The sequence below is a fragment of the Liquorilactobacillus ghanensis DSM 18630 genome (assembly GCF_001435235.1).
Lineage (GTDB): Bacteria > Bacillota > Bacilli > Lactobacillales > Lactobacillaceae > Liquorilactobacillus > Liquorilactobacillus ghanensis.
In genome coordinates this window covers 122,334-131,729 of the sequence record NZ_AZGB01000030.1, presented here as the reverse complement: position 1 = coordinate 131,729, position 9,396 = coordinate 122,334, and the positions used below count along the sequence as shown (strand labels likewise).

The 9,396-nt window shown below is 35.6% G+C and carries 8 protein-coding genes and 1 pseudogene; all 9 read right to left on the bottom strand.

Features of this window, described 5'->3' with window-relative positions:
* Positions 1 to 242: 242 nt before the first annotated feature.
* Complete coding sequence (locus tag FC89_RS12475) at positions 243 to 2,435, bottom strand: GH25 family lysozyme (protein ID WP_083485505.1); 2,193 nt, start codon at positions 2,433 to 2,435, stop codon at positions 243 to 245.
* A gap of 192 nt (positions 2,436 to 2,627) precedes the next feature.
* A pseudogene (locus tag FC89_RS12225) lies at positions 2,628 to 3,619 on the bottom strand (glycosyltransferase family 2 protein).
* Positions 3,620 to 3,647: 28 nt separating this feature from the next.
* On the bottom strand, positions 3,648 to 4,058 hold the full coding sequence (locus FC89_RS12220; protein WP_057872809.1) for a GtrA family protein: 411 nt from the start codon (positions 4,056 to 4,058) through the stop codon (positions 3,648 to 3,650).
* A gap of 135 nt (positions 4,059 to 4,193) precedes the next feature.
* On the bottom strand, positions 4,194 to 5,012 hold the full coding sequence (locus tag FC89_RS12215; protein WP_083485504.1) for a tyrosine-protein phosphatase: 819 nt from the start codon (positions 5,010 to 5,012) through the stop codon (positions 4,194 to 4,196).
* Positions 4,954 to 5,721 carry a CpsD/CapB family tyrosine-protein kinase gene (locus tag FC89_RS12210; RefSeq protein ID WP_057872808.1) on the bottom strand — a complete coding sequence of 256 codons (768 nt, stop codon included), beginning with the start codon at positions 5,719 to 5,721 and terminating at the stop codon, positions 4,954 to 4,956. Before FC89_RS12210 ends, FC89_RS12215 begins: the two co-directional genes overlap by 59 nt.
* Positions 5,722 to 5,733: 12 nt before the next feature.
* Positions 5,734 to 6,498 carry a YveK family protein gene (locus FC89_RS12205; protein WP_057872807.1) on the bottom strand — a complete coding sequence of 255 codons (765 nt, stop codon included), beginning with the start codon at positions 6,496 to 6,498 and terminating at the stop codon, positions 5,734 to 5,736.
* A 19-nt stretch (positions 6,499 to 6,517) separates the two neighbouring features.
* Positions 6,518 to 7,504: an LCP family glycopolymer transferase gene (locus FC89_RS12200; protein ID WP_057872806.1), complete on the bottom strand. Its 987-nt coding sequence runs from the start codon at positions 7,502 to 7,504 to the stop codon at positions 6,518 to 6,520.
* A gap of 302 nt (positions 7,505 to 7,806) precedes the next feature.
* The gene (gene sdaAA, locus FC89_RS12195) at positions 7,807 to 8,700 is read right to left on the bottom strand and encodes an L-serine ammonia-lyase, iron-sulfur-dependent, subunit alpha (protein ID WP_057872805.1); all 894 of its coding nucleotides are present in this window, start codon (positions 8,698 to 8,700) and stop codon (positions 7,807 to 7,809) included.
* 3 nt (positions 8,701 to 8,703) lie between these two features.
* A complete protein-coding gene (locus FC89_RS12190) occupies positions 8,704 to 9,363 on the bottom strand; it encodes a serine dehydratase beta chain (RefSeq protein WP_083485503.1) in 660 nt (219 codons plus the stop codon).
* Positions 9,364 to 9,396: the final 33 nt, after the last annotated feature.

Below are 9,396 nucleotides of genomic sequence, written 5' to 3'. Positions count from 1 at the left end.
GGATTCCCTTTTCAATAGGATTTTATTCATTTACACAAACTATTTTATACTCTCAAATGAAATTAAATTAAATAGACAACTATTTTATAATTAGAAATCTGATTGATATTACTTAGCTACATTTAAATTTTAATTAATTGTTGTGTAATTGACTACTTCCCAGATATTTCATTCCATAAAAAAAGAAGCAATTCTATACTTCTTTTCCGAAATTATTTTAAAAAACAACACTCTAAAAACTATTACTTTTTATTTAGAGCTCCAGTTATTAAATTGAAATTATAACTTTTGCCGTTAATTGTTTGCTCACCATACAACATTTGACCAGTTGCATTATAATAAACTGTCTTATTTTGATTAGCAATATACTGAAAGCCAGTTTTTTTAGCTCCGGTTTTATCATCAAATAAATACCAGTAGCCATTTATTTTTTGCTGCCCATATTGCATTTGACCAGTTGCAATATAATAAACTGTCTTATTTTGATTAGCAATATACTGAAAGCCAGTTTTTTCAGCTCCGGTTTTATCATCAAATAAATACCAGTAGCCATTTATTTTTTGCTGCCCATATTGCATTTGACCAGTTGCATTATAATAAACTGTCTTATTTTGATTAGCAATATACTGAAAGCCAGTTTTTTTAGCTCCGGTTTTATCATCAAATAAATACCAGTAGCCATTTATTTTTTGTTGCCCATATTGCATTTGACCAGCTGCATTATAGTAAACCGTCTTGTTTTGGTTAGCAATATACTGAAAGCCAGTTTTCTTAGCTCCGGTTTTATCATCAAATAAATACCAGTAGCCATTTATTTTTTGTTGCCCATATTGCATTTGACCGGCTGCATTATAGTAAACCGTCTTATTTTGATTAGCAATATACTGAAAACCGGTTTTTCTAGCTCCGGTTTTATCATCAAATAAATACCAGTAGCCATTTATTTTTTGTTGCCCATATTGCATTTGACCGGCTGCATTATAGTAAACCGTCTTGTTTTGGTTAGCAATATACTGAAAACCAGTTTTCATAGCTCCGGTTTTATCATCAAAGTAGTACCAATGATCATTGATATTTTTTTGACCAGTTACCTTGGCATTATTTTCATAATAGTAAGTGTTAGAATTTTGCTGAACAAAACCATTTTCAACACTCTGGTAGCTCAGCAATCCGTTATAATCAGTTGAAGTATCTAAATATCCAGAATAACCAGTCAATTCGGCCGTTGAACTATTTTGCCATGCACCATATTGTGTATTCAGCAAATTAGCTGCTGATGGACTATAAGGATACTGGGCTAACCAAACTTTTTTCTCACCAACAGTATTAATTATTTGATTCAAATATTGATAATTAAGATAAGCGTATACAGCATGATCCGTATAACCAGCCGAATTTAACACATTAAAAAAGCTTAGTAGATTATTACTAAAGCTATCAGAAACAGTTTTTCCATTTTCCATATCTGCAAAAATTCGTGTCGTCTTAACTAAATTCAACGCTGCTAATTCTTTTAACAAATAATTAGCTTCATTTGTTGCTGTTTCTTCCGAATTAAAAGTCGCGTAATGATAAACCATAACATCTAATCCTGCATTGCGCGCGTAAGTAATTTCCTGACTAGCAGATTGATTTGTATAATAATCCCCTTCAGTCAATTTAACAATTACTGTTTTAACACCTAATTTTTTTAACTCGTTAAAATTATTTTGAGTCATTCCTTGTTGATAGGATGAAACATCGACAGCATCAACACGTGGTCGGGTGGCATCACCGATCTGCCATACATCTGGTGTTTGATTAGTATTTGCTAAAACCCTTTTGTTTGAAACTGATGCTGAGTTAGATTTATTTGCTGAAGAAACTTGAGAATTACTTTTTGAACTATTTGCAGCTGATTCACTTGAACTATCCTGACTGGTTGAATCATTCTCTGTAGTTGTCGTTGCCTGCGAAGACGAAGAAATTGAATTAGCTGAAGTTGAATTCCGGCTGCTGCTTTGATCCGTAATTGTACTTTGACTGCTAGCATTAACCGCATTTGAAATATCGTCATTTTCATGTGTACTTTCCACAGTAGTTGCAGCTGAACTACTTGAGCTGCTATTACTTTCAGCTATCTTGCTAGTTGAAGCTTGTGATTGTTTCAAACTTGACGAACTGGTCGATTTTTTTGACTCAATTCCACTAACTGAACTAGAATGCAGTTGATTGACAGCTTTTGAACTACTGGAAGCTGAAACAACAGTAGTTTGACTGTTCTCCTCAGTATCAGTTGCCGCGTGCACTGGCGAGTTGGCTGATAAAGTTACTAAAACTCCGGCTGCAACCATTCCTGCCATAAAAGTATGTAATGCTCCCCGATAATATCTGGAATGATGTCTGGTTGATTCCCCAATAATGTTTTCATCCGAATAATTGCTTTTTAAATTCATTCATTCTCCCTCTTCTTGTTAAGTATAAAATAAATAATAAACTTTTATAAAGTAATTATAAAACTTTACTAAGAATAAATAAACATCTTACATAAAAAAATAGTGCAGCAAAAATATGTTGACTATTCCAAAGCATAATTTTAGACAAAAAAATAGCCCTTACAGGCTGCGAAGATAAACAATTTAGAATTTTCAATCCCGAAATTTTTGCTCATTTTCTTTAAACTTAGGAGTATAGTTGTCCTCTTCAATCGTAAAACGTGGCCGTTGTTTAGTTTCTTTAAAGATTTTGCCAACATATTCACCAATCACACTGACACAAACTAACTGAACTCCACCCAAAAACCAAATGGAAATCATTAGTGATGACCAGCCAGAAATAACGACGCCTCGAAGCCACTGAATAAACGTAAAAACTAATAAACCTATGCTGATTAGAATAACAATTAATCCCAGTGACATAATCATCCTAATTGGAACAGTTGAAAAAGAAGAAATACCATCAAAAGCAAATTTTAACATTTTACTTAACGGATATTTTGACTCTCCAGCAAATCTTTCTTTTCTCTCATAATAAACCTTAGCTGAAGGATATCCGACTAATGGAACCATTCCCCGTAAAAATAAGTTTCTTTCTTTGAATTTTAACAAAGCTTGGACTGCTCGTTTGCTCATTAGCCGATAATCGGATGAATTGGGAACCATTTCAACTCCCATGTGCTTCATTAAACTGTAAAATGCTAACGCTGATTGGCGCTTGAAAAACGTATCTGTCTGTCGTTTGCTGCGAACCCCATAAACAACACATCATATCCCTGATTATATTTAGCAACCATTTCATAAATTGCTTTAACGTCATCTTGAAGATCAGCATCAATTGTAATCATCATATCTGAATATTCAACCGCCGTTGTCATGCCGGCCAATAATGCATTTTGATGACCAAAGTTACGGCTGAATTTAATTCCGGTTACAAAATCATATTTTTTTTCATAATTAGTGATCAGTTGCCAAGTCTTATCATGACTGCCGTCATTAACAAATAATAGTTTGCTGGTTGCAGCAATTTCACCATTACTTATTAATTTCTGCAAAATCACGCCCAATTCCTTAACCGTTTCAGGTAAAACTGCTTCTTCATTGTAACAAGGTACAATAATTGTCAACAACCCCAAGTTCTCCATTGTGTAACAACCCCCAAAAATAAATAAATTATTCTTTTTTAAAAATCCAAAATCTTTGCCCAACATAATTAAGCGCAGTAAATAAAACTGCACCGACTAACATTGCAATATTATCGCGCAAAGAAGTATCAAAGTTCTGAAAGACTTGTGAAACTAGAGGCTTGGCAAGACCATATGCCAAAAAATAGCAACATAAAATATTGAAAATGAAAGTCAACACTTGTCTCCAACTGTGTTCAGTATTCTGAAAGGTAAAATACTTATTCAAAAAGAAACTCAATATGCTACCAATAATATAATTGGCTGCTGATGACCACCAATATGACCAATGAAGTAAGTTATAACACCCAAACATAATTGCCATACCAACGCCCGTATTAATAACACCAACTAAGATGAATTTAAGAACAGTACGATCAATAAATTTTATTTTTTTCATTTTATACCAACTTTTCAAAATAAATGAAGATTTTCATAATAGCTTACTAGGTAGTAAATTAAAAGAAACCACTGCATTCAGTATACGGAAACAGTGGCGTCATAACAAGTCTTAAAATTTTAAAAATCACTTAACTTAAAAGAACCAGAATTTTTTCTTTTTCTTTACCTCAATCTGTGAGTATCCATGAGCTACAACTGGTAATCCATTTAGCAAGTTTTCAGCAGTTTCCTCAAACTGGTCAACCATTGCTTGACCGTGTTGATCACGCAGCTTCAACATCGCTTCCCGCAAAGCAAACTGGCGCCCCTTAAGCGCATGTGCATCAGAAGCAAAGATTTGAACTAAATGATGGTTAACCATTTGTTCCGAAATTTGTTGAACATGATCGCCAAAACCACCAATATAACTAGTGGCTGTTAATTGCGCTAAAGCGCCTTCGCTTATAAAATCATACAAAAGATTTATATTTTCTTGAATTCCGTGATTACGTTCTGGATGAACAATAACAGGTGTTGTTCCCAGCTTCCTTAGTTCAAAAAAAAGTCTTTTAGCGTACTCTGGAACACTCCCATGAGGAAATTCAATTAGCATATAATTTTTTTGTTCATCAATTCCCAGCAGATCATCATATTTTTCAGCCAGATCTCCATTAATGTGAACTTCTTGTCCTGGAAAAATAGTTAACGGAATTTTTCTTTGATCCAGTTCACTTTGAAATGCTTTAACTGCCGCAAAAACATCATCTCGATGATTGATATAGTCACCATCTAAATGATGCGGAGTAGCCAAAATATGGGTTATCCCTTCAGCGACAGCCATCTTAGCTAATTCCAATGAACTAGCTAAATCTGGTGAACCATCATCGATTCCCGGCAATAAATGGCAATGCAGGTCAACCATTTTCCCGCTTTTTGTCATTTTTTCCGTAGTATCCATATCCGTAGTATCCATAATATCCACTCCCACCAGCATTTTCAACATCATTAAGTACGGTCCCGATTATTTTAGCATTTACCTGTTTCAAAGCACCAACTGAACGGCGTACAGCTTCTTTTTCAGCAATGTTTTTCCTTACCACCAAAACTGTTCCATCAACTTTAGTCGCTAAAATTTGGGCATCAGAAACCGACAACACTGGAGGAGCATCATAGATTACCAAATCTAATTGTTCTGACAATGCTTTAATTAAATTATCCATTCTTTTCGAACCCAGCAGTTCAGCCGGATTAGGTGGAATCGGACCACTTGGCATAACAAATAATTTAGGAATTGAAGTCTCATAAATAGCTTGATTAATATCAAAATCTCGGTCAGTTAAAAAATTAGTCAGTCCCTTAGGATTACTAATACTAAAAGTTGCATTGATTGTTGGACGCCGCATATCGGCATCGACTAACAAAGTTTTTTTGCCTTGCTTGGCAAAGGTCACTGCTAGATTGGCTGCTACCGTTGATTTACCTTCAGAAGCAATCGAAGAAGTTAACATTAATGTTCGATAACTAGAATCTGCATTGGAAAATTGAATATTTGTTCTAACGGTCTTAAACTGTTCGGAAATAACTGAATTTGGAGAAACAGCTGCAATTATATGCACACCATTTTCCATTGAATCAGTTGATAATGGCTTAGCCTTTTTCCCTAATTTGAAAATATTATACATTGAACTGTCCTCCTAAACTCGACGTCGACTAAGATGTGAATCCTCTGAAACAATAACATTAACTGCATGCCGTTTAGTATGGCTGTTAATGTGGCTAACAAAGCCCAAACTTGTTATTCCAAGTTCGTCTGTCAGGAATTTTTCATCACGAACAGTTGTATCCATTAAGTCACGAACAACAATCAGTGCGATTCCAACTAACAAGCCCAAAATGAAACCAATCAAAACATTTAATTTGATTTTAGGAGAAACCGGAGTTGTATTAGCTTTTGCCTTGGTAACTACCGTAACGTTGTCAACTTTCATCATTTTTTTAATTTTAGAACTGAAAACCCGACCGATCGTGTTAGCCAAATCAGCTGCAGTATAAGCGTTTGTATCAGTAACCGTCACACTAATAACCTGTGAGTTGGTTTCATTGGCAATTGAAACATCACTTTCCAAATCACTCAAAGAGCCCTGATAATTATCCTGCTGTTTAATTTGTTTTAATACTGGATTCAAAATGACCGGCTTAGTCAAAACATCCTTATAAGTATTAATAGCTTGCAAATCTGCCTGCTGTGCATTATATTGCAAAGCGCTATTATCAACTTTTTGATTAACTAATAAGTCAATTGTTGCACCATATTTAGGTGTCATAAAAAGAAACGAAACACCTAAAGCTAAAATAATACCTAAAATCCCCCAAACAATAATACCTAAAATATTATTCCACAACAAACTTCCTAGTTGGCGTAAATCAATAACTGTTTCACTATTTGTTTCTTCACTCATCAAACTTCTCCTTAAACATCTATTTTATCTCTAGTGCGTTTTTTAATTTTTGCGTCAATTGATCCAAATTTGCTTGTGGAACAACTTCATAATCCACTCCTCCAATTTGTTGTCCATTGCCTTGCAATTGAAGTTGTTTAATCGTTCCTGCTTTACGATAATCAGTAGCTAAAATTTTCATTTGATCAAAAGTTAAATCTGTTCTCATATTACTGGAAATAGCATCAAGAATACTACGGTACTTCAGTAAATTGTTGATTTTCATACCTTTTTTAACTAATTCCGTTATAACTAATCTTTGCCGCAACTGTCTTCCATAGTCACCGCGAGGATCTTGATAACGCATCCGTGTGTAAGCTAAGACATTATCTTTATTGATCGTAACTTTTCCCTTTTTAAAATGATAGCCGAGATTAGTAAAGTCTAAATCATTATTAACCGTCACCGGTCCAACTGCTGCCGACAGTTGAACTAATCCTTTCATATTCATTTCAATATAATGATCAATCGGTATTCCTAAATAACTTTGCACCGTATTCATCGCTAAACTTGTACCACCGTATGAATATGCTGCATTAATTTTATTGTCAAAACCATGTCCTGGAATTGCAACTTTAGTATCACGTGGAATACTTGCCAAAGTTGTTGTTTTAGTTACTGGATTGACGACTGCAACCATAATTGTATCCGTTCGGCCGCGATATGTACGACCATACTCCCCTGTATCTGTTCCCATGATTAGCAAAGAAAATGGCTTTTTCTGCTGAATAACAGCATTCCCATTTCGCGTACTTTTATGCTTTACACCTTGGTATGTAGAATCCGCCGCCTGACGTGCATCATGATAAAGCTTGTACACCGCAAAAGCATCAAAAGCAAAAAATAAAATTAAAAAACCAATTAAATATTTCCAAATTTTTTTTCTGCGATGCTGATGATGGTGACGATGAATCGTTTGTTTTCTTTTCAAAAAAGTCACCCCCAATTTTAAATTACTGCCAAACATTTTTATTATACCAACTTTTTTTTATAAATTAAAATGTTTTTTTAAGTTAGCACCTATTTTGTGAATCTAATTCGAATACCAGTCAATTAGAGTTAGCCATCATCTCTTTAGAAATAAGCACCTCCAAAAATATAGCAGACAACTAAAAATATAATACTAATCACAAAAAATAACCTTTGCAGGCTATAAAACAATACTAATTTCTCATCAAATCAAAAAAATTATCGGATCTTAATTTTAATAAAAATCAAGACATACAATCAAAACCAACTTCTACTGCTGCCTTAATTTTTTAATATGAACTACAAATCAGCGGGAAATTTTTTCCCGAAAATTTGCATTTTTATTTTTTTGCCTGTCGGTGTCGCCGCCAATCCCCCTAAACCTGTTTCCCGCAACTGTTTTGGCATCTGCCGACCAATATCTGCCATTGCCGCAATTACCTCATCGGCGGGAATTTTACTTGTACAGCCAGCCAAAGCCATGTCAGCTGCAACTAAAGCATCAGTTGTTCCAATTGCATTTCGTTTGACACAGGGAATTTCAACTAACCCTGCCACTGGATCACAAACCAATCCCAATAAGTTACTTAAAGCGATCGCAATGGCTTCACTGCTTTGTTGTGGCGTTCCGCCTGCTGCTTCAACTGCAGCGGCAGCGGCCATTGCCGCCGCACTGCCAACTTCAGCCTGACAGCCGCCAGCCGCGCCAGCAATCATTGCGTTATTAGCAATTACTAAGCCTACTGCTCCAGTTGTTAGCAGAAATTGCAAACATTGCTGCTGTGAAAGCTGCAATCGATCCCGCAAATAAAAAAGCACCCCGGGAACAGTTCCTGACGAACCAGCTGTCGGTGTTGCACAGATAACTCCCATTGATGCATTCACTTCATTAGTTGCCACAGCCGCCTGAACAGCCATTAAAAAAGTTGATCCTGATAACGTCTGATGAGTTTCGCGGTAATTTTTTAATTTGACTGCTTCACCACCAGTCAAGCCAGTCGGAGAATGCACACCTTTACCTTGGCTGCCCCGCTCAATAGCTGTCTTCATTACTTGATAGCGTGCTTGCATTTGTTGCCAAATTTCACTTGCCTGCTGCTTAGTCGCTTGCTGTTCACTGTCCAACATTGTCTGCCATAATGGCTGCTTTTGCAATTGTGATTGCGTTACGAGTTCTTTAATCGTATTAAACATTATTCATCCTTCTAAAATGATTAATTTAGGAAAAGTTTTCAATAACTGATGTTGCTCCGTTATTGTCGGATTCCGTTTTAAATAAATTACCAATACTTGATTAGCATCTTGTTGAAAAAGAGCATATGAATGAACTAAACTATTAGTTTTTAAAACTTTTTGATATTCACTAGGAAATTTAACATCCTGCAAGCTGCCAAGCGCGATCGGTAAAATCCCGCCCAATTTCAATTGACAATTCGCATATTCGATTTGTGGAACCTCAATTTTCCCGCCGCCAATTGAACAACCGCAAACTATCAATCGTTGTTTGCCACTTACCATTTTAATTAAAGCCGTGTTCGGGTGACCGATCGGGCTAGGTATTTTTTCTTCGATAAAGGTTACTTTAATTCCTGCAGCCTGAGCAGCTTTTATTGAAGTTAGAATCCGCTGGTCGTTACAATTTAAACCTAGACTGCCGGCAATAATTGCAAAATCAGTACCATGACCCTGATGAGTCGCTGCAAATGATTCATAGTAGTGAATAGTGATTTTTTGCGGCCGACCTGTAAATAATTTATAAGCAACCTGACCAATCGCTAAAGCTCCGGCAGTGTGCGAACTTGATGGTCCAATCATCACTGGTCCAATAATGTCAAAAACACTTTGATACTGTTTCAATTAGCTGTCCTTCTCCTTATGTGTTGTAAATAG